Annotated in this window: 14 protein-coding genes and 3 pseudogenes; 8 read left to right on the top strand and 9 right to left on the bottom strand. The window is 41.9% G+C overall.

What is annotated here, in order from left to right:
* Nucleotides 1–4: 4 nt before the first annotated feature.
* The 3 genes and pseudogenes from gatA to ACQVGS_RS18550 all read left to right on the top strand — a co-directional run bounded on the left by gatA (nucleotide 5) and on the right by ACQVGS_RS18550 (nucleotide 4,180).
* Nucleotides 5–1,462: an Asp-tRNA(Asn)/Glu-tRNA(Gln) amidotransferase subunit GatA gene (gatA, locus tag ACQVGS_RS18560; protein WP_491830344.1), complete on the top strand. Its 1,458-nt coding sequence runs from the start codon at nucleotides 5–7 to the stop codon at nucleotides 1,460–1,462.
* Nucleotides 1,463–1,475: 13 nt separating this feature from the next.
* The gene (gene gatB, locus ACQVGS_RS18555; protein WP_010333268.1) at nucleotides 1,476–2,906 is read left to right on the top strand and encodes an Asp-tRNA(Asn)/Glu-tRNA(Gln) amidotransferase subunit GatB; all 1,431 of its coding nucleotides are present in this window, start codon (nucleotides 1,476–1,478) and stop codon (nucleotides 2,904–2,906) included.
* 123 nt (nucleotides 2,907–3,029) lie between these two features.
* Nucleotides 3,030–4,180: pseudogene (locus ACQVGS_RS18550) on the top strand (IS3 family transposase).
* 20 nt (nucleotides 4,181–4,200) lie between these two features.
* Here the strand turns inward: ACQVGS_RS18550 and ACQVGS_RS18545 are convergent.
* Nucleotides 4,201–5,092, bottom strand: a pseudogene (locus tag ACQVGS_RS18545) (TetR/AcrR family transcriptional regulator).
* A 130-nt stretch (nucleotides 5,093–5,222) separates the two neighbouring features.
* Here ACQVGS_RS18545 and srfP point away from each other — a divergent pair.
* The 5 genes from srfP (at nucleotide 5,223) to ACQVGS_RS18520 (ending at nucleotide 13,707) form a co-directional block, all read left to right on the top strand.
* On the top strand, nucleotides 5,223–8,372 hold the full coding sequence (srfP, locus tag ACQVGS_RS18540) for a surfactin resistance protein SrfP (RefSeq protein ID WP_400152700.1): 3,150 nt from the start codon (nucleotides 5,223–5,225) through the stop codon (nucleotides 8,370–8,372).
* A 152-nt stretch (nucleotides 8,373–8,524) separates the two neighbouring features.
* On the top strand, nucleotides 8,525–9,436 hold the full coding sequence (locus ACQVGS_RS18535) for a diacylglycerol kinase (RefSeq protein ID WP_010333270.1): 912 nt from the start codon (nucleotides 8,525–8,527) through the stop codon (nucleotides 9,434–9,436).
* Nucleotides 9,437–9,493: 57 nt separating this feature from the next.
* On the top strand, nucleotides 9,494–10,876 hold the full coding sequence (gene rlmD / locus ACQVGS_RS18530; RefSeq protein ID WP_400152699.1) for a 23S rRNA (uracil(1939)-C(5))-methyltransferase RlmD: 1,383 nt from the start codon (nucleotides 9,494–9,496) through the stop codon (nucleotides 10,874–10,876).
* Nucleotides 10,877–11,501: 625 nt separating this feature from the next.
* Complete coding sequence (locus tag ACQVGS_RS18525) at nucleotides 11,502–12,620, top strand: DNA cytosine methyltransferase (protein ID WP_400152698.1); 1,119 nt, start codon at nucleotides 11,502–11,504, stop codon at nucleotides 12,618–12,620.
* Between the two features lie 4 nt (nucleotides 12,621–12,624).
* Nucleotides 12,625–13,707, top strand: coding sequence for a type II restriction enzyme NmeDI-related protein (locus ACQVGS_RS18520; RefSeq protein WP_268507576.1), 1,083 nt, complete (start codon nucleotides 12,625–12,627; stop codon nucleotides 13,705–13,707).
* Between the two features lie 232 nt (nucleotides 13,708–13,939).
* Here ACQVGS_RS18520 and ACQVGS_RS18515 read toward each other — a convergent pair whose 3' ends face one another.
* The 8 genes and pseudogenes from ACQVGS_RS18515 to ACQVGS_RS18480 form a co-directional block, all read right to left on the bottom strand.
* Nucleotides 13,940–14,335 (bottom strand): immunity 22 family protein, encoded by a 396-nt coding sequence (locus ACQVGS_RS18515; RefSeq protein ID WP_268507577.1) that lies wholly within the window; start codon nucleotides 14,333–14,335, stop codon nucleotides 13,940–13,942.
* Between the two features lie 82 nt (nucleotides 14,336–14,417).
* Nucleotides 14,418–14,882, bottom strand: a pseudogene (locus tag ACQVGS_RS18510) (antitoxin YezG family protein).
* 84 nt (nucleotides 14,883–14,966) lie between these two features.
* Nucleotides 14,967–15,173 (bottom strand): bacteriocin immunity protein, encoded by a 207-nt coding sequence (locus ACQVGS_RS18505; protein WP_326253741.1) that lies wholly within the window; start codon nucleotides 15,171–15,173, stop codon nucleotides 14,967–14,969.
* Between the two features lie 86 nt (nucleotides 15,174–15,259).
* On the bottom strand, nucleotides 15,260–15,748 hold the full coding sequence (locus ACQVGS_RS18500) for an immunity protein YezG family protein (protein ID WP_491830338.1): 489 nt from the start codon (nucleotides 15,746–15,748) through the stop codon (nucleotides 15,260–15,262).
* A gap of 20 nt (nucleotides 15,749–15,768) precedes the next feature.
* A complete protein-coding gene (locus ACQVGS_RS18495; RefSeq protein ID WP_223203909.1) occupies nucleotides 15,769–16,317 on the bottom strand; it encodes a hypothetical protein in 549 nt (182 codons plus the stop codon).
* 62 nt (nucleotides 16,318–16,379) lie between these two features.
* Complete coding sequence (locus tag ACQVGS_RS18490; RefSeq protein ID WP_188323598.1) at nucleotides 16,380–16,835, bottom strand: antitoxin YezG family protein; 456 nt, start codon at nucleotides 16,833–16,835, stop codon at nucleotides 16,380–16,382.
* Between the two features lie 13 nt (nucleotides 16,836–16,848).
* Nucleotides 16,849–17,334, bottom strand: a complete 486-nt coding sequence (yezG, locus tag ACQVGS_RS18485) for an LXG family T7SS effector immunity protein YezG (protein WP_127695773.1) — start codon at nucleotides 17,332–17,334, stop codon at nucleotides 16,849–16,851.
* A 4-nt stretch (nucleotides 17,335–17,338) separates the two neighbouring features.
* Nucleotides 17,339–19,348 carry a T7SS effector LXG polymorphic toxin gene (locus ACQVGS_RS18480; protein WP_491830336.1) on the bottom strand — a complete coding sequence of 670 codons (2,010 nt, stop codon included), beginning with the start codon at nucleotides 19,346–19,348 and terminating at the stop codon, nucleotides 17,339–17,341.
* Nucleotides 19,349–19,434 lie beyond the last annotated feature (86 nt).

Here is a 19,434-nt window from a genome sequence, read left to right as displayed (position 1 = left end):
AAGAATGTCATTATTTGATCACAAAATCACAGAATTAAAACAGCTCATACATAAAAAAGAGATTAAGATTTCTGACCTGATCGATGAATCTTATAAACGCATTCAAGCGGTAGATGATAAGGTACAAGCCTTTTTGGCATTAGATGAAGAAAAAGCGCGCGCGTATGCGAAGGAGCTCGATGAGGCGGTTGACAGCCGTTCTGAGCATGGTCTTCTCTTTGGGATGCCGATCGGCGTAAAAGATAATATCGTAACAAAAGGGCTGCGCACGACTTGCTCCAGCAAAATTCTTGAAAACTTTGACCCGATCTACGACGCAACTGTCGTTCAGCGCCTTCAAGAAGCTGAAGCGGTCACAATCGGAAAACTGAACATGGACGAATTCGCCATGGGGTCATCAACAGAAAACTCAGCTTACAAGCTGACGAAAAATCCTTGGAACTTAGATACGGTTCCCGGCGGTTCAAGCGGCGGATCTGCGGCTGCAGTTGCTGCGGGAGAAGTTCCGTTTTCTCTTGGCTCTGATACAGGCGGCTCCATCCGCCAGCCGGCCTCTTTCTGCGGCGTTGTCGGATTAAAGCCTACATACGGACGCGTATCCCGTTACGGATTGGTCGCATTTGCGTCTTCATTAGACCAGATCGGGCCGATTACACGTACGGTTGAGGACAACGCATTCTTGCTGCAAGCCATTTCAGGTGTTGATAAAATGGACTCTACAAGCGCAAATGTAGACGTTCCGGATTTTCTTTCTTCATTAACTGGCGATATCAAAGGATTGAAAATCGCGGTTCCGAAAGAATATCTTGGCGAAGGCGTCGGCAAAGAAGCGAGAGAATCTGTTCTTGCAGCGCTCAAAGTTCTAGAAGGCCTTGGCGCTACATGGGAAGAAGTATCTCTTCCGCACAGTAAATACGCGCTTGCGACGTATTACCTGCTGTCTTCTTCTGAAGCGTCTGCCAACCTTGCACGTTTTGATGGCATCCGCTACGGATACCGCACGGACAATGCGGAAAACCTGATCGACCTTTACAAGCAAACGCGCGCTGAAGGCTTCGGAAATGAAGTGAAACGCCGTATCATGCTTGGAACGTTCGCTTTAAGCTCAGGTTACTATGATGCGTACTACAAAAAGGCGCAAAAAGTGCGTACTTTGATTAAGAAAGACTTCGAAGACGTATTTGAGAAATATGATGTCATTGTTGGACCAACTACACCGACACCTGCGTTTAAAATCGGTGAAAACACGAAGGACCCGCTCACAATGTACGCTAACGATATCTTAACGATTCCGGTCAACCTTGCCGGCGTTCCGGGAATCAGCGTGCCATGCGGATTTGCTGACGGACTTCCGCTCGGCCTGCAAATCATCGGAAAACACTTTGACGAGAGCACTGTATACCGCGTCGCTCATGCATTCGAACAAGCGACAGACCATCATAAAGCAAAACCTGAACTGTAAGGGGTGAAATGAATTGAACTTTGAAACGGTAATCGGACTTGAAGTCCACGTTGAATTAAAAACAAATTCAAAAATTTTCTCAAGCTCTCCGACGCCATTCGGCGCGGAGGCGAATACACAGACAAGTGTCATCGACCTCGGGTATCCGGGTGTCCTGCCTGTACTAAACAAAGAAGCAGTGGAATTCGCAATGAAAGCGGCAATGGCGCTGAACTGTGAAATCGCAACGGATACAAAGTTTGACCGCAAAAACTATTTCTATCCGGACAACCCGAAAGCGTATCAGATTTCTCAATTTGATAAGCCGATCGGCGAAAACGGCTGGATCGAGATTGAAGTCGGCGGAAAAACGAAACGTATCGGCATCACACGTCTTCACCTTGAAGAAGATGCCGGAAAACTGACGCATACAGGCGACGGCTATTCTCTTGTTGACTTCAACCGCCAGGGAACGCCGCTTGTCGAGATCGTATCTGAGCCGGATATCCGCACGCCGGAAGAAGCATATGCGTATCTTGAAAAGCTGAAGTCCATCATCCAATATACAGGCGTGTCTGACTGTAAAATGGAAGAAGGTTCACTTCGCTGTGACGCCAATATCTCTCTTCGTCCGATCGGCCAAGAGGAATTCGGCACAAAAACGGAATTGAAAAACTTGAACTCCTTTGCGTTTGTTCAAAAAGGCCTTGAGCATGAAGAAAAACGCCAGGAGCAGGTTCTTCTGTCCGGCGGTGTGATCCAGCAGGAAACTCGCCGTTACGATGAAGCAACGAAGAAAACCATTCTTATGCGTGTCAAAGAGGGTTCTGACGATTATCGTTATTTCCCTGAGCCTGACCTTGTCGAGCTTTACATTGACGATGAATGGAAGCAGCGCGTAAAAGCAAGCATTCCTGAGCTTCCGGATGAACGCCGCAAGCGTTATATCGATGAGCTTGGCTTGCCTGCATATGATGCGATGGTTCTGACACTGACAAAAGAAATGGCAGACTTCTTCGAAGAAACAGTTCAAAAAGGCGCTGAAGCAAAACAAGCATCAAACTGGCTCATGGGTGAAGTGTCAGCTTATCTGAACGCTGAGCAAAAAGAGCTTTCTGATGTTGCGCTGACACCGGAAGGCCTTGCCGGCATGATTCAATTGATTGAAAAAGGAACAATTTCTTCTAAAATCGCGAAGAAAGTGTTCAAGGAATTAATTGAAAAAGGCGGCGACGCTGAGAAGATTGTGAAAGAAAAAGGCCTTGTGCAGATTTCTGATGAAGGCGTGCTTCTGAAGCTTGTCACAGAGGCGCTTGACAACAATCCTCAGTCGATTGAAGACTTTAAAAACGGGAAAGACCGCGCGATCGGCTTCCTTGTCGGACAAATTATGAAAGCGTCCAAAGGACAAGCCAACCCGCCGATGGTTAACAAAATCCTGCTTGAAGAAATCAAAAAACGCTAATAAAAAAGCAGCTCCCTCTGCAATGAGGGGGACTGACCCCATAAGATGAGACAAATAAAAAACACCTTCAAGTTTGAAAACGGATAGTTGTTATCCGAAATAAGACTTGGAGGTGTTTTTTGTATGGGAACAAGAATGAGTTATCCGATTGAAGTCAAACATAAGGCTGTAGAAATGAGATTGGCAGGCGTGCCTATGAAAGCGATCATGCAGGAATTGAATATCAAGAATAAGACGCAGGTTCAGACATGGGTTAGATGGCATAAAGCTGGGGATACACATCGATTTGAACAGCCTGTTGGTTAGCAATACACTTACGGAAAAGGTCCGGAGTATTCTTCCGAATTAGAGAAACTGCAGGCAGAGAACCGTTATCTGAGACAACAAAATGAAGTTTTAAAAAAGTACAACGAATTGGAAAGGAAGTTGATAGCCAAACGTCAGTCGAACTTGTAGAAGTATTGCACGGCACAATGACCGTACAGAATATCTGTGTTCATTTAGGTATCTCACGAGCGTCTTATTATCGTTGGAAGAAGAACCTGATGAAAGATCATCCCAAGCGCCATTTGGAAAAACAAATCGGCACGTTGTGCCGAGAGCACAAGTATCGATATGGATATCGAAAAATTACAGCTATATTAAAAAAGGAAATGCGTATTAACCATAAAACGGTTCAGCGTATCATGCAGAAAAATCAGTGGCAGTGCCGGGTTAAGGTGAAAAAGCGCAAGAAGAATGGGCAGCCATATGCCGTGGTTGATAATATATTAGATCGGAACTTTCAGTCCGATCATCCTCTTGAAAAACTAGTAACGGATATCACGTATTTGCCTTATGGACAGAAACAATTGTATCTTTCCAGTATATTGGATGTATACAATGGAGAAGTAATTGCTTTCACGATTGGAGATAAGCAGGACACAGACTTTGTCTTAAACACACTTGATCAGCTGCCAACACTGTCTCAGAACTGCGTGTTACATAGTGACCAAGGATCTGTGTATACATCTTATGAGTATCAGAAAGCTGTTAAAACAAAAGGCATTACCATGAGCATGTCCCGCAAAGGGACGCCCGCTGATAATGCCTCCATCGAATCGTTTCATTCCTCACTAAAGTCTGAAACGTTCTATCTTAACAGCATTGATCGAACCACGACCGCCATCGTAGAACGCACTGTCAAAGAATACATTTATTATTATAACAACATTCGTATTCAAACGAAACTAAACAGCCAATCACCGATAAGCTATCGGCAATTGGCTGTATAAAAGGTGTTTTGATCCCTGTCTCAAAAACGGGGGTCAGTCCCGAGGAGAGCTGCTTTTTTATGATCAAATAGAAATAAAGATAGAGATTAAAGCGCGAAGCTTTTCAACTTCTTCGAAATCACTTCCGGTCAAATTTGACAGCAGGCCTTTGATAATCGGCTTGCGCGGCTTTTCCTGCGACAGCTCTTCCTCGATCACATCGAGCGAAACGATGATGTCCTCAGGCAATGCGCTGTTTTCTTTCACTTTTTGAATGTCCTGAAGGATCTGGCCTTTATCCGCCGGCACCAGGCTGTAAATGTCTTTTGGCATGAGCGGATTCAGGCTGGAACGGCTTAGCCCCTGTACAAGATCATCCAGTCTCTCCATGATAAATTCAGATATGTTGTCTGCATCAATTTTGATTTCTTCATTAAATACCATCACATTCATATAGGAGTGCACAATGCCTCTTGCCATGATGGAGAGGTCTGAGAGGTAGTCCTCAGTTTCCTTGCCATAAGTCGCAAGCAAAGCGTTCCGATACAGCTTATCTGTCTCGGCTGTGACTTTGTAAAAGTATTGCTTTACTTCTTGATTTTCCGGAATGATATTTTCAGTTAGCAACAGAACAATAAAATCCTTATGATCGCGAAAATCCTCAAACTGGGCGCTGATTTGTTTTTTCAGCACATCCTTAGGCGGCTGTCCGGCGAGATTCTCTTCTATTTGTTGCATTTTTTTCATAGACATGCCAATGTAATATTCACAGGCAGACAATAGCAGCGCTTCTTTTGATTTGAAATGCAGATAAAAAGCGCCTTTTGAGATACCGCATTCGCTGGCGATTTCCTGGATGGTCGTCGAAGCGTATCCTTTTTTCGCAAATAAACGAATGCTTGTTTTTATGATTCTCTCTTTTTTCTCATTCATGACGTGCTTCCCCTTAATCCTTGAAAAATTTAGAAAAATTTTCTGGTATATGAGTTGACGATGTTGCGTTATACCGTTTAGTATTATATAGAATGACCAGTCAGTCAATAAAAACACAATGGAGGATATGATGAATCACGTTATTAATTTCGTTCTGAAAAACAAATTCGCCGTATGGCTGATGACGATTATTGTAACGGCAGCCGGCTTGTACGCGGGTATGAATATGAAGCAAGAATCCATTCCTGATGTAAACATGCCCTACCTGACAATCAGCACGACATATCCGGGAGCGACGCCTAGCCAAGTCGCTGATGAAGTAACGAAACCGGTTGAACAAGCGGTGCAGAATTTGGACGGCGTGAGCGTTGTTACGTCGACGTCCTATGAAAATGCATCGTCGGTCATGATTGAATATGATTATGAGAAAGATATGGACAAAGCGAAAACAGAAGCGGCTGAAGCATTAGAAAACGTCAGCCTGCCTGATGACGCGAAAGACCCGGACATTTCACGCTACAGTTTGAACTCCTTCCCAATTCTGACGCTGAGCGTGTCCAGTGATTCAGATAATCTGCAAAAGCTGACAAAACAAGTGGAGGACAGCCTCGTTTCTAAGCTTGAAGGCATAGAAGGCGTTGCTTCAGTCCAAGTATCAGGCCAGCAGGTGGAAGAGGTTGAATTCTCTTTCAAAGAAGACAAACTGAAAGAATATGGCCTTGATGAAGATACAGTTAAGCAAGTGATTCAGGGGTCAGATGTGACAACGCCGCTTGGATTGTACACATTCGGAAATAAAGAAAAATCTGTCGTCGTCAGCGGCGATATTGAAACCATTAAAGATTTGAAGAATATGAGAATTCCAACGGCATCTGCTTCTAGTGCAGGCAGCAGCGCCGCAGCAGCACAAAGCGCACAAGCGGCTCAAAGCCCGCAGGCAGCAGCACAGGCGCAGCAAAGCGTAAGCACAGACGTGCCGACGGTCAAGCTATCTGACATTGCAACGATTAAAGATGTCAAAAAAGCTGAATCAATTTCTCGCACAAATGGAAAAGACAGCATCGGCATCAACATCATCAAAGCAAACGATGCCAACACGGTAGAGGTTGCCGACAATGTCAAAGATGAGCTGAAGCAGTTCAAAGAAGACCATAAAGGCTTCAACTACAGCGCAACACTCGACATGGCAGAGCCTATCACACAGTCAGTTGAAACAATGTTAAGCAAAGCCATCTTCGGTGCTATTTTTGCGATTGTGATTATTCTCTTATTCTTAAGAGATATCAAATCAACATTAATTTCAATTATTTCTATTCCATTATCATTGCTGATCGCACTTTTCGTGCTGCAGCAGCTTGATATCACACTGAATATCATGACGCTCGGTGCAATGACCGTAGCGATCGGACGGGTTGTTGATGACTCCATTGTTGTGATCGAAAACATTTACCGCCGCATGAGACTGAAAGATGAACCGCTGCGCGGAAAAGCCTTGGTCCGTGAAGCAACGAAGGAAATGTTTAAACCGATCATGTCATCCACTATCGTGACGATCGCGGTATTCCTGCCGCTCGCACTGGTAGGCGGACAAATTGGTGAATTGTTTATTCCTTTCGCCTTAACAATTGTATTTGCGCTTGCCGCATCCCTGTTGATTTCGATCACGCTCGTGCCAATGCTCGCACACAGCCTGTTCAAAAAATCATTAACGGGAGCGCCTGTAAAAGCGAAAGAACACAAACCTGGCAGACTCGCAAACATCTATAAAAAAGTATTGAACTGGGCGCTGAGCCACAAATGGATCACGTCTATCATCGCCGTTCTGATGCTGCTCGGAAGCTTGTTCCTTGTACCGTTAATCGGTGCCAGCTACCTTCCGTCAGAGGAAGAAAAAACGATGCAGATCACATACAGCCCTGAACCGGGTGAAACGAAAAAAGAAGCGGAAGATGAAGCTGAAAAAGCAGAAAAAATCCTGCTTGACCGCAAGCATGTCGATACGGTTCAGTATTCATTAGGCTCTGGCAGCCCGCTTGCCGGTGGAGATTCAAACGGCGCGTTATTCTATATCAAATATGACAGCGACACGCCGAACTTTGATAAAGAAAAAGACAACGTGCTGAAAGAAATCAAAAAGCAGTCTGACCGCGGAGAATGGAAGTCACAGGACTTCAGCTCTTCAGGCAATAACAATGAATTGACATACTATGTGTATGGCGATTCAGAAAATGACATTAAAGACACTGTCAAAGACATTGAGAAGGTCATGAAGGATGAAAAGGATCTGAAGAACGTAAACTCAGGCCTTTCCAGCACATATGATGAGTACACATTTGTGGCTGACCAAGAAAAGCTGAGCAAACTCGGTTTAACAGCTTCTCAAATTTCTAAGGCCCTAATGTCAGAGACAGCACAGGACCCGCTCACAACCGTGAAAAAAGACGGCAAAGAGCTTGACGTTAACATTAAAACCGAAAAAGACGAGTATAAGAGTGTCAAAGATTTAGAGAACAAAAAGATCACATCAGCGACCGGCAAAGAAGTCAAAATCGGTGATGTGGCAAAAGCAAAAGAAGGCACAACATCTGATACGGTGTCTAAACGTGACGGGAAAGTGTATGCTGATGTCACTGGTGAGGTTGCATCAGATAACGTGACAGCTGTATCAGTTGATGTACAGAAGAAAATTGATAAGCTTGACATGCCTGACAACGTAACAATCGATACAGGCGGTGTTTCCGCAGATATCGCGGATTCCTTTACGAAGCTTGGATTAGCGATGCTAGCAGCGATTGCGATCGTCTACCTCGTGCTTGTGATTACATTCGGCGGAGCATTAGCGCCATTTGCGATTCTGTTCTCATTGCCGTTTACAATCATCGGTGCCCTGGTCGGACTTTACGTATCAGGTGAGACAATCAGTCTGAACGCGATGATCGGTATGCTGATGCTAATCGGTATCGTTGTTACAAACGCCATTGTCTTAATTGACCGCGTGATTCATAAGGAAGCGGAAGGACTGTCTACGAGAGAAGCGCTCTTAGAAGCCGGCTCCACACGACTCCGTCCGATCCTGATGACAGCCATCGCGACAATCGGCGCCTTGATTCCATTAGCTCTCGGCTTCGAAGGCGGAAGCCAAGTCATTTCAAAAGGACTCGGCGTAACGGTTATCGGCGGTTTAATCAGTTCGACGCTTCTGACGCTCTTGATCGTGCCAATCGTATACGAAGTATTGGCGAAGTTCCGCAAGAAAAAACCGGGAACAGAAGAAGAGTAAAAATGACAAAAAGCCTCAGCTATGCTGGGGCTTTTCTGTGTTTCCTTCTGTAAGATTATGTACATTTTGTTGCGATTTTTTTAACTCATAGTATAATTAAAGGTTGTTAGTGTAAAAATGGATCGGATACTCTTAAGTAGGATGATGAGATAATGAAACGTGCACGCATAATATACAATCCGACTTCGGGACGGGAGGTCTTTAAAAAGCATCTTGCCCAGGTCCTGCAAAAATTTGAACAAGCCGGTTATGAAACCTCCACCCATGCCACAACATGCGCGGGAGACGCAACGCACGCTGCCAAGGAAGCGGCATTGCGTGAGTTTGACCTGATCATTGCGGCAGGCGGAGACGGAACGATCAACGAGGTCGTCAACGGGCTTGCCCCATTAGACAATCGTCCGACACTCGGCGTGATTCCTGTCGGCACAACAAATGACTTCGCCAGAGCGCTCGGCATTCCGCGAGAGGATATTTTAAAAGCGGCGGATACGGTGATTAACGGCGTTGCCCGCCCGATCGACATCGGACAGGTCAACGGCCAGTATTTTATCAATATCGCCGGCGGAGGCCGCCTGACGGAGCTGACGTACGACGTCCCAAGCAAACTCAAAACGATGCTCGGCCAGCTTGCTTATTATTTAAAGGGTATGGAAATGCTGCCTTCACTTCGTCCGACAGAAGTCGAGATTGAATATGACGGCAAGCTGTTTCAAGGTGAAATCATGCTGTTTTTGGTCACGCTGACAAATTCCGTCGGCGGGTTCGAAAAACTCGCGCCGGATTCCAGCCTGAATGACGGCATGTTTGATTTGATGATATTAAAGAAAGCAAACCTTGCTGAATTTATCAGAGTCGCATCGATGGCGCTCCGCGGCGAACACATCAACGACCAGCACATTATTTATACAAAAGCGAACCGCGTGAAAGTCAATGTATCAGAAAAGATGCAGCTGAACCTGGACGGCGAGTACGGCGGCATGCTGCCGGGCGAATTCGTGAATCTGTATCGACACATTCACGTTGTCATGCCGAAGGAGAAAGCGGAACAGCTGGATGACTAAAAACTTGGCTTTAAAGAGCCAAGTTTTTCTTTCGCTTAAAACAAGAGGTGAACATACATGAAAATGAAACCCCCAGTAGAAAAAAACGAATACTACGACGTGACATTTGAGGATTTGACTCACGAAGGAGCGGGCGTCGCAAAGGTCCAAGGCTTCCCGATCTTCGTGCCGAACGCCCTGCCGGAAGAAAAAGCCCAAATCAAAGTCACACGTGTCAAAAAAGGCTTTGCCTTCGGCCGCCTGATTGAGCTGAAGGAAGAAAGCCCGCATAGAACGGACGCCCCATGCCCGATTTACAAGCAATGCGGAGGCTGCCAGCTTCAGCACATGACCTACGAAGGCCAGCTCTTGTTTAAACAAAAACAAGTCAAAGACGTCTTAGAACGGATCGGCAAGCTGGACCTGTCCAACGTCACCGTGCACCCGACACTCGGCATGCAAGACCCATGGAACTACAGAAACAAAGCACAGGTGCCGGTAGGAGAACGGGAAGGCGGGCTCGTCGCCGGATTCTATCAGCAAAGAAGCCATGATATCATCGACATGAGCGCCTGCCTGATCCAGCAATCCAAAAACGACGAAGCTGTTCAAGCCGTCAAAGACATTTGCGCAAACTACGGTGTCAAAGCCTACAACGAAGAACGCCACAAAGGCTGGCTCCGCCACATCATGGTCAGATACGGCGTCGTCACAGGCGAAAAGATGATCGTCTTCATCACAAGAACAAATGACTTCCCGCACAAAGCGAAGATTATTGAAGACATCACAGCGGCGTTCCCGCACGTCAAATCAATCGTGCAAAACATCAACCCAAACAAAACAAACGTCATCTTCGGCAACGAAACAAACGTCATCTGGGGCGAAGAATACATCTACGACCTCATCGGAGACGTCAAATTCGCCATCTCCGCCAGATCGTTCTACCAGGTCAACCCGGAGCAAACAAAGGTGCTGTACGACAAAGCGCTTGAGTATGCTGAGCTGAAAGGCGAAGAAACGGTGATTGACGCCTATTGCGGCATCGGCACGATTTCATTGTTTTTGGCGAAGCAGGCGAAAAAAGTGTACGGCGTAGAGATTGTGCCGGAAGCAATTGAAGATGCGAAACGCAACGCTGAGCTGAACGGCATCACAAACGCAGAGTTCGCGGTTGGGGAAGCGGAAACCGTGATTCCGAAATGGTATGAGGAAGGCATCACGGCCGACACGCTAGTTGTCGACCCGCCAAGAAAAGGCTGCGACGAAGCCCTCCTGCGGACGATTGTGGAGATGAAACCGAAGCGGGTAGTGTACGTGTCCTGTAATCCTGGCACGCTTGCAAGAGATCTGCGAGTACTTGAGGATGGCGGGTATGCGACGCGCGAGGTGCAGCCTGTTGATATGTTTCCGCATACGAATCATGTGGAGTGCTGTGTGTTGATAGAGAGTATAAAGGAATAAGCAGAAGGGCCCCAGAATCTTTTATCGATTCTGGGCTTCCATCTATTTTTATTTCAATTCTTTCTATTATGTGGTGTGAAATATTAGGAGTTAGTACTTGAAACCAATGTATCCGTAATCTTTAAATAAAAGTCCCCTGAAGTTTCTGAGGCCTTCTTTTATTCCTTTATGAGTATATCCGCGAATATTAATTACAGATTTTCTACCACTTCATTCCTTTATTTACAAGATGTAGTAGTGTTCACATTCCCCTGATGGTAATAGCCATCAAAAGTATTCCATTTTTTCTCTGTCATTTTTATAGCAGGTTATGAGGACTTAGACAATTATATATATCAGATATTTGATAATTTATAAGATGATTAGGTAGAACAAAGGAAAGTGTATTCAAATCAAGAGATAATTCTAGAAACAAAGATTTAGGACTCATGTTTTTAAATAAACGGGGCATTAATTAAAGTTACAACTTCCATTATAGGGAGTTTTTAAAAACAAGTAGCCATCAGTTTACTTGAAGAACACAGGGCACTGCCTGTTTTGTTTTTACGTTAAAATATGTATTAATATGATATAATTCGAGATAGCAAAAAACACAATTATTAGACGCAGAAAGGTTGCAAATAAAATGAGTTACCCAATATTTTCGTTTTTTTCAGGTTCAGGTTTTTTAGATCTAGGATTTGAAAATAGCGGTTTCGATGTAGTATATGTAAACGAAATTCATACACCGTTTTTAAAATCATACAAACATTCTAGAAACATGCTTAAAATAGAAGAGCCACGGTTTGGCTATCACAATGGTGATATAACGGAATTACTAGAGCAAGAGCATTTACGGGCATATATAGACATAATTAAGTCTGAAAATAGCGTTTTTGGATTTATCGGTGGACCTCCTTGTCCAGATTTTTCGGTCGGTGGTAAGAACAGAGGAAGAGAAGGAGAAAATGGAAAGCTGTCAGGGACCTATGTGGATTTGATATGCCAGCATAAACCTTCATTTTTCTTATTTGAAAATGTAAAGGGATTATGGCGAACCAAGAGGCATAGAGAGTTTTTTGAAGAAATGAAAAGCAAATTACATGCAAATGGATACGTAACAACGGAAAGATTAATTAATTCTCTAGAGTATGGCTCAGCTCAACACAGGGAACGGATTATCTTGCTTGGTTTTCGACGTGAACTATTAGATCAAGTGGGTTACAACATTGAAGATATCGAAGCCATTCTTCCAAACGGTCTTTTCCCTTGGGAGAATCATTTGAAATACTCTATGGAAAAAATCGAAAACTCCCCTTGGCCTATAGTGAATGAATTTGTGAAGGATTCAGTATTACCAAAACCAGAAGGTATTATTGATGAATTAACGGTCGAGCATTGGTTCCGCAAGAACGATGTAGACAATCATCCGAATAGCAAACAATTTTTCACTCCAAGGGCTGGTTTAGCCAAATTTCTTGTTATTGAAGAGGGGGATGACTCGAAAAAATCCTACAAACGCCTTCATCGATGGAGATTTTCACCTACGGCTGCATACGGGAATAACGAAGTTCATTTACATCCGTACAAAGCTAGAAGGCTGACAGTAGCAGAAGCATTAGCCATACAGTCATTACCACAGAATTTTGAAATTCCGACTGATATTTCTTTAACTGATGCCTTTAAAACAGTTGGGAATGGAGTGCCATATTTGGCATCTTTGGGAATCGCGGAAACCATTAAGGATTTCTTAGGGGGATACTAGAGAGATGAGATTAACTGCAGCTGACATTGTTGCTTATATTGATCAATTGCCGAAAAATAGAACATTCCCATATATCAATCCAAGAACAAAAGGTCTTATTAAAATAGTGAGTGTTACAAAGCCAGAAGGACGTATTGTTGTTAAACGTTATGACCCAAGTAAAGGAGGGACACCCCTTACAGCTAAAGATGAATCCATTTCAGCTGAAATGATATGGAGAGTCGCCAACGCTTTTTTCCCGAACCAACCAATTAACTTAGATCGTGTTTTAGGTGGCAGTTATAATACCCGCTCGGTATTGGAGGCACTTATCGCCCATACACCACAGTTTTACTACTGTTATCCAGGGCGAATTGAAAGCACCATGTCGAATTCTAGTATAAAGAACGGACACAAGCATCTCATGTGGTGCCCTGAAAAACCTCACGAGCTAGGGGTAATGGTAAAAATCGAAACGGATATTGTTATTTCGGAAATCCCAAATGCAGATGCATTTTACGATTCGCTAATTCTACCAGAGGGAATTGTTCATAATGAAATTGATATTGAAATTAAAAGACGTCATTCACAGATTCAAGTAGCTTTAATCATGATTGGGAAACAATTAGGATTTCGTACATGGATAGCTCAAAATGATAAAGGAATTATGTATAACAACAAGCGGGTTGGTGAAATGACTGGAGTAGTAAATTCGTTACGGGATGAAAGATTAATCGCAGCATTTGATGGAGCATATAATGCAGCTAAATTAATAGATTGCATTTGGTTTAAAAATGGGAAGTTAATGCCTGCTGTCATGGAAGTTGAACACAGCACAGGTGTAACGAGTGGCCTAACTCGAATGAAAGGACTTCAAGATGCACTGCCACCATTTCCTACAAGATATGTCATCGTCGCACCTGATGAGGATCGTAGCAAAGTATTAAGGGAAGCGAATCGGCCACAATTTCAAGAATTAGATGTCCGATATTTCCCTTATTCAGCAGTAGAAGAATTGTACTCATTGTGTCAAAGGAGAAAAATACGGGGTGTGACAGAAGAGTTTTTGGATAGCTTCATGGAACCAACTATTGGCTTATTGGCATAAACATAAAAAGAGTTACGGGTTTTGAAATGTGAGATTTTTATATTTTATTGGGTAATGGATTTACAATTTATTAGATGAGATATAGCTAAAGCCCTCAATTAAGAGGGCTTTATTAAGCAGAGATGGACGAATATAAAATAAGTAGCTTGACTTGAATATATCTTTACTGATAATTTTGCCATTTGCTCATTTATTTATAAATCTTTTTCTGTTTTCTATTTTGAAATTTTACTCAAACATAGGATACTGCACCAATAAATTTAAATGTATGGTAGGCTGCATTTATTTCTTTCTGCATGCCATCATATTCAAAATTATATAAAAGAACAGCAGCGTTGATTTGTTCAGGGATTGTGGTACCTATCATGTTCTCAAATCGAGGTAAAATGACACTATCATATGAACAGCCGCCAATTAATGAAGTTAAATTATTACAATCTTTTTCATGTGCGACTTTCTCTATAAAATCTTCATCTAAATCATCGATATCTATATCATAGTCAATTAAAAATTGGGAAGGGAGAAAATCACCTTCATCTTCATTGTATTTTAGATTAACGTAATCATTTAAAGAGAAGGTATTTTTAATGTACCCTATCCATAGCGATACAAAATTTTGTTTTTCCAATTTTTCACCCCTTACCAATCATAATAAAATAATCCATCAGATCAAAAATAGGATACTGGATAAATGCATCAGATGTAAAACGTCATCTCAGAGTCAGATAGTTCTTTACAAATTCTTTATCCTCTTTGTCTAAAGGGAAAATACCCAAGTTAGTGTATTCCCAGATTATTTGTCTTTGGTAGTCGTCTAATGTAGATGCAATAACATCTTCATAATCATAGTCTATTGATAATGTTCCAGTGTAATCTAGCTTGAGTGTAAGGTTAGTTCATACATCTGAGTTATTCGCTTTCCATTCATCCCTTAGTTCATCAAATAAATCTTGAAGTTCGATTAACAAGTCATCATAAATTTGTTCACTAATGTGCGGGAATGTCATGCGAATAAATGAACTCTTCACTATTTTTTGTATTAAAGAAAAAGTAAACTTCTCTAGAATCATCTAAAATTTCTGAGTATAGAACAACTTTATTCCATTCTGCTACAATCATTCATTAATCTGTTCCGCTATCTGTTGATATAATGTACCCACTCTTTTAGTTTCCAATCTCTTTTAACCTCCAAGTCAGTGGCAGCTTTATTATCTCTATTCCATTTTAGAGTTGCTATATCTGTTTAACGGTATGGTAGACTACTCATCTATATAGTTTAGAGCAATTCTTACAACTTGCTCCGCTGTGTAATCTTCATTGCTCCAGAAAATTAAATCACTTGGTGCCGGATGAGGTACATTTTTCTCTAATAAAGCAAGATATTCATTGACTCTCTCATCATCTAAAGTTGGGTTCATCAATTTCTTTACAAGAGAGATTAACTCTACTTTTGTCGGATTATCCATTTTTATGCTCCCTTGAAAGAATAATTCGTTTATGACACTTGGATATTTTCTTATTTTAATACAGCATTATCATGCCCTTATAAAAATTACATTGGATTTTCAGGATATTCTTCTAAATATTTTTTTATTAATTTTTGTAATGATGGATCCTTAGGTTCTTCCACTAAATATTTAAATTTCCAGATGATAAGCTGATCACTGAAACTATAATCTGTCTTAAACCAATCTGTATAATCAAAGTTGACAGTTAATTTTCCTGATCTCTCTAGGCTAAGAGTGAAGGAATAAAATAATTCTTGATCATGATCTTTGAAAACATCTCTCATTTTTTCGCTTAGTTTAAATAATTTCATCTCATACTGATCGAATTCATTTTCGTCAATATCAAATTCAAACGGAATTTCAAGACTGTACTTAAAATGCTTAGGTTCATTTTGGGAATTATAAAAAAAGTAAGTCCCTCCGCCTGTCTCTGAAACCTGGGCATAGAACAAAAATGTCTCCCATGGTTCTGGTATCATTTCGTTAACGGTTTCAGCGATGCTTCTATATAATGCATTTAATTTATTTTCCAAAAAGAATCAACCTCCAGCATCTAGTCTGGACAAAGTTCTAGCAAGTCATGAAATAATGCCAGTTCTACTGTGATTTGGGGACCGAATAAAGGCTCTATTTTTATATCAAGATCGCAAATGACTTCGTTCATTTCTTGGTAATTAAGAGCGTTGTATCGCATTTCTTTTAAGATTTGATTCAGTTTTGTGTCTAGTTTCTGTTGAAGCATAGAATAAGATTGTGTACTGAAACCATCTAACACGGGAGTTGCTCTTTCGGGATCAACATTTTCAATTGTGAAATGGTGCTGCAGGTAATAAACAGGAGCCAATTTTGAAATCATAAGTTTACTGGTATAGTTTACATGAAACTCATTCTTCTCATATTTAGGAAATTCAAACTGAAAGGCAGCGGAGGGCCATATCTCACCCATGCTTATATTCTCAAATTGTATCTTCATTTCTTTTACAAATGACTTTATTTCTGTCGGTAGTGTTATAGGTTGTTGGCATAATGATAGATAATTGCCTTTGGAAGGGTCTGCACCATAGTAGAGTTTATTAATTGTATTTTTAATCAACATATCCATATAGAACCTCTAAATTTATAAAAAATAGCCCAGCAGAGAAGAGCTGAGCCATATTTTTTTATTTATAGACTGAAGTAGTTTATTACAAATTCTTTGTCTTTCTTATCATCAGGCAAGATACCTAAATTCTTATATTCCCATACCACTTGCCGTTGTGTTCCGTTTAAGTCTGAGGCGATGACATCGGTGTAATCATAGTCTATTGAGAATTTATCGATATTCTCTAGTTTAAGCGTTAAATTGGTCCAAATATCTTGGTTGTTTGCTTTAAATTCTTCTCTTAACTCCTCGAATAACTCTTGAAGTTCAATTAATAAACTCACGTATATTTTTTTACTAACATCGAATTGTTTCGGTATATCATGAGAATAGATATACTCTTCACTTTGTGGTGTATTGAAGAAAAAGTAAACTTCTGATGAATCATCTAATATTTCCGCATAAAGAATGATTTTTGTCCAATCAGATGGAATCATGTCATTAAGCTGTTCTGCTATTTGTTGATATAACTGTCCCATATCAGAAATTAATTTAAATTTTTCCTTCGTTAGTCTTGATATAATCCTCTAAAAAGTCTCTTACCGTTTTCCTTTTTGGCATTAAACCTAGATTTTTATACACCCAAACAGCCTTTCTTTGAGATCCATTTAGCTCTGAAGCAATTACATCTTCATAATTATAATCTATAGAAAACTGGCCTGTCCTATCTAGTTTCAAAGTCAAGTTCGTCCAAGTTTCTGGATTATTTTCCTTATATTCTTCGCGTAATTCTTCGAATGATTCTTGAAGTTCGATTAATAAATCATCATAAATATCTTCGCTTACATTAAAATGTTCTGGAATGTTATGTGAGTATAAGAATTCATTCTCGCCCGGTATATTAAAATAAAAAAATACTTCCGAAGAGTCGTCTAATATTTCAGCGTAAAGATATACGTTTTCCCATTCAGAGGGAATGATTTCATTTATCTGATTTGCTATTCTTTGATACAAGTCACCCATTTTTGGTGTTTCCATGATCTCAACCTCCAGATTGATTCTTTAATGTTACTTTTTCGAAATCAGCATCTCCAATTCTGTACTTAACGATAAATTTGTCTGGTCTTAGTGAATCACCTTTATATATAGCTTTTATATTAACATTAACTTTTTGCGGAGGTTCTTCTTTAAGAGCCTTTGCCCATTCTTGCTCCATTTCATACCATCTGCCGCCGCTCCTATTAATCTGGGAATTCATCGGCACGATATTGTCAAACTGGCCTGAGCCTTTGAATTGGGTGGCGATTAAATGGCCTCCGTCATCGTCAGGCTTTCGGTCTTGGGGCTTTCCAGCATTCGACTGTGCATATTGGTTTCGTTTTGCTTCTCCTAGCTGCAAGTCTGCTTTGACACTTGTAATTCTACCATAGTTGTCAGTGGTGTACGTGTAGCCTTCTTTTGTTTTATAGACAACATTAGGCTTCAGCACTTTCTTTCTGCTCCATTTTGCATAATGCTCGCCGTATTTGACGGTTACCGGCGGCACAACTGGCGCTGGTGTTCGTCTTCCGCTTGAAGAAGTTCCGTACGGTTTCGGCAGGATGACCTTGGCGAATTTCTGCAGTCCCTCTTTAAGTGTGACCCCATTGACTGCGTTGTAAGGGACGCCTGCCGGCACTAAATCGTGACGGGGATGATAGGGGAGAATGTCTGCAAGTGTGAGATCTCCGATTTGATTTAACTTGGTTTTGACGTGTTTTTTTGATACTTCTATGCCTTTGTTTACTTTTTGTTTGACGTGATCAACGGTTTGTTTTGAGACCGTTATGGCTTTTTGGGCTGTTGCTGATTTGCTTGCTGCTGTTTTGACTTTGGTCGTCACTTTGGCGGCTGTGCCAGTTTTTGAGACGGCGCCTACGCCTTTTGTGCCGACAACTGATGTGACAACAGTGCCAACCGCATATGACACCCATCTTGCTCGTGAGTAGGTGTCACCATTCACCATGTCTTTTTGATACGATTCTTCGATTGCTGCTGAAATGGCTTCATACGTTTTGATCGGGTGAGCCACCGCTCCTGTAATGGCTTCAACGGTTCCACCCGGATCTGTGACCATATCCCACAGGCCTGTGACCGCGTCTTTTCCTGAATCGTAAAGGCCGACGGCGACCCCTTTGAAGCCTGCTTCAAACTCACGCGTGTTTTCAATTTGGGTGAAGTATCTCTGTTGTTCTGCTGTCAGATTTTCATAGCCGATCGTTTTTGCCATTTTGTAGAATTCATCGGCATCCGCATAATCGTAGTTTTTCAGTCTTTCTTTCAGTTTTTCAATCTCTCGTTCCTTCGCTTCCTCTTTCTTAATCTTCAAGTAAGCCTCAGTCCGCTTTTCAATGTCGCCTTTTTTCTTATGTATGTCACTCTCACGGTACGCCTTGGCGTTGTAGTGGATGGGTGTGGCGTTTTTGCCTTTGCCCGTTGCTTCTTGGAGCTTTTGGAAGTCGGACTTGATGAATTGTTCGTTTGGTTCTGACAGGGCGTATTCTGTCTGCAGGTCTTCGTCTAAGGCGTCCAATTTTTCCAGTGTTTTTTTGCGTTTGTCGTTGGCATCGGCCAGCTCGTCTTTGAAGGTTTCTGTTGAAAACAGGTCGAGTGGGAGGATGTCGTTGATATCGTTCAGGATGTCTTTCATGGCTTTTTTCTGTTCGGACATGATGGACTTTGATTTTTTATGGGCGTTTGCCAGCTCGTGTTCCAGAAAGGATTCTTCGATGTATGCGTCAGAGAGGGCTTTATCCTCGACGGCTCCAGCGATGCTGTTGAAAAATGCGATTTTCATGTCGATGTAGTCGATCCATTGGTCGGTGACACCGACGTGGTCGTGATAGAAGGCTTTGATGTTGCTGGCGCCTTTTCCCGAGAATTCGCTGTCACTGAGATCAGCGACGCTTTTTAAGGCTTTTCTTAAATTAACCATTTGCGTTCTTAGTTCTTTATACTCTTTCGCGCGGTCTGTCGCTTCAGAAAGCAGTGTTTTCGCTTCAAGTACTTTCATGACCATTTCCCTTCTTTTTACACTCGATATCAAAATTTTACCACGGAGCAGGATGAGAATGGCTGTGAGAACATATTTTGATGGGA

It is taken from the genome of Bacillus sp. SD127 (assembly GCF_058566445.1).
The sequence above is the reverse complement of the archived record's forward strand: the minus strand, read 5'-3'. Positions and strand labels throughout refer to the sequence as shown.

Excerpts from the sequence above, each read along its gene's own strand:
- ACQVGS_RS18495 (WP_223203909.1), bottom strand. The coding sequence starts at position 16,317 with ATGGATATGTTGATTAAAAATACAATTAATAAACTCTACTATGGTGCA.
- ACQVGS_RS18505 (WP_326253741.1), bottom strand. The coding sequence starts at position 15,173 with ATGGATAATCCGACAAAAGTAGAGTTAATCTCTCTTGTAAAGAAATTG.
- yezG (WP_127695773.1), bottom strand. The coding sequence starts at position 17,334 with ATGGAAACACCAAAAATGGGTGACTTGTATCAAAGAATAGCAAATCAG.
- gatA (WP_491830344.1), top strand. The coding sequence starts at position 5 with ATGTCATTATTTGATCACAAAATCACAGAATTAAAACAGCTCATACAT.
- ACQVGS_RS18520 (WP_268507576.1), top strand. The coding sequence starts at position 12,625 with ATGAGATTAACTGCAGCTGACATTGTTGCTTATATTGATCAATTGCCG.
- ACQVGS_RS18525 (WP_400152698.1), top strand. The coding sequence starts at position 11,502 with ATGAGTTACCCAATATTTTCGTTTTTTTCAGGTTCAGGTTTTTTAGAT.
- rlmD (WP_400152699.1), top strand. The coding sequence starts at position 9,494 with ATGAAAATGAAACCCCCAGTAGAAAAAAACGAATACTACGACGTGACA.
- ACQVGS_RS18535 (WP_010333270.1), top strand. The coding sequence starts at position 8,525 with ATGAAACGTGCACGCATAATATACAATCCGACTTCGGGACGGGAGGTC.
- ACQVGS_RS18490 (WP_188323598.1), bottom strand. The coding sequence starts at position 16,835 with ATGGGACAGTTATATCAACAAATAGCAGAACAGCTTAATGACATGATT.
- srfP (WP_400152700.1), top strand. The coding sequence starts at position 5,223 with ATGAATCACGTTATTAATTTCGTTCTGAAAAACAAATTCGCCGTATGG.
- ACQVGS_RS18480 (WP_491830336.1), bottom strand. The coding sequence starts at position 19,348 with ATGAAAGTACTTGAAGCGAAAACACTGCTTTCTGAAGCGACAGACCGC.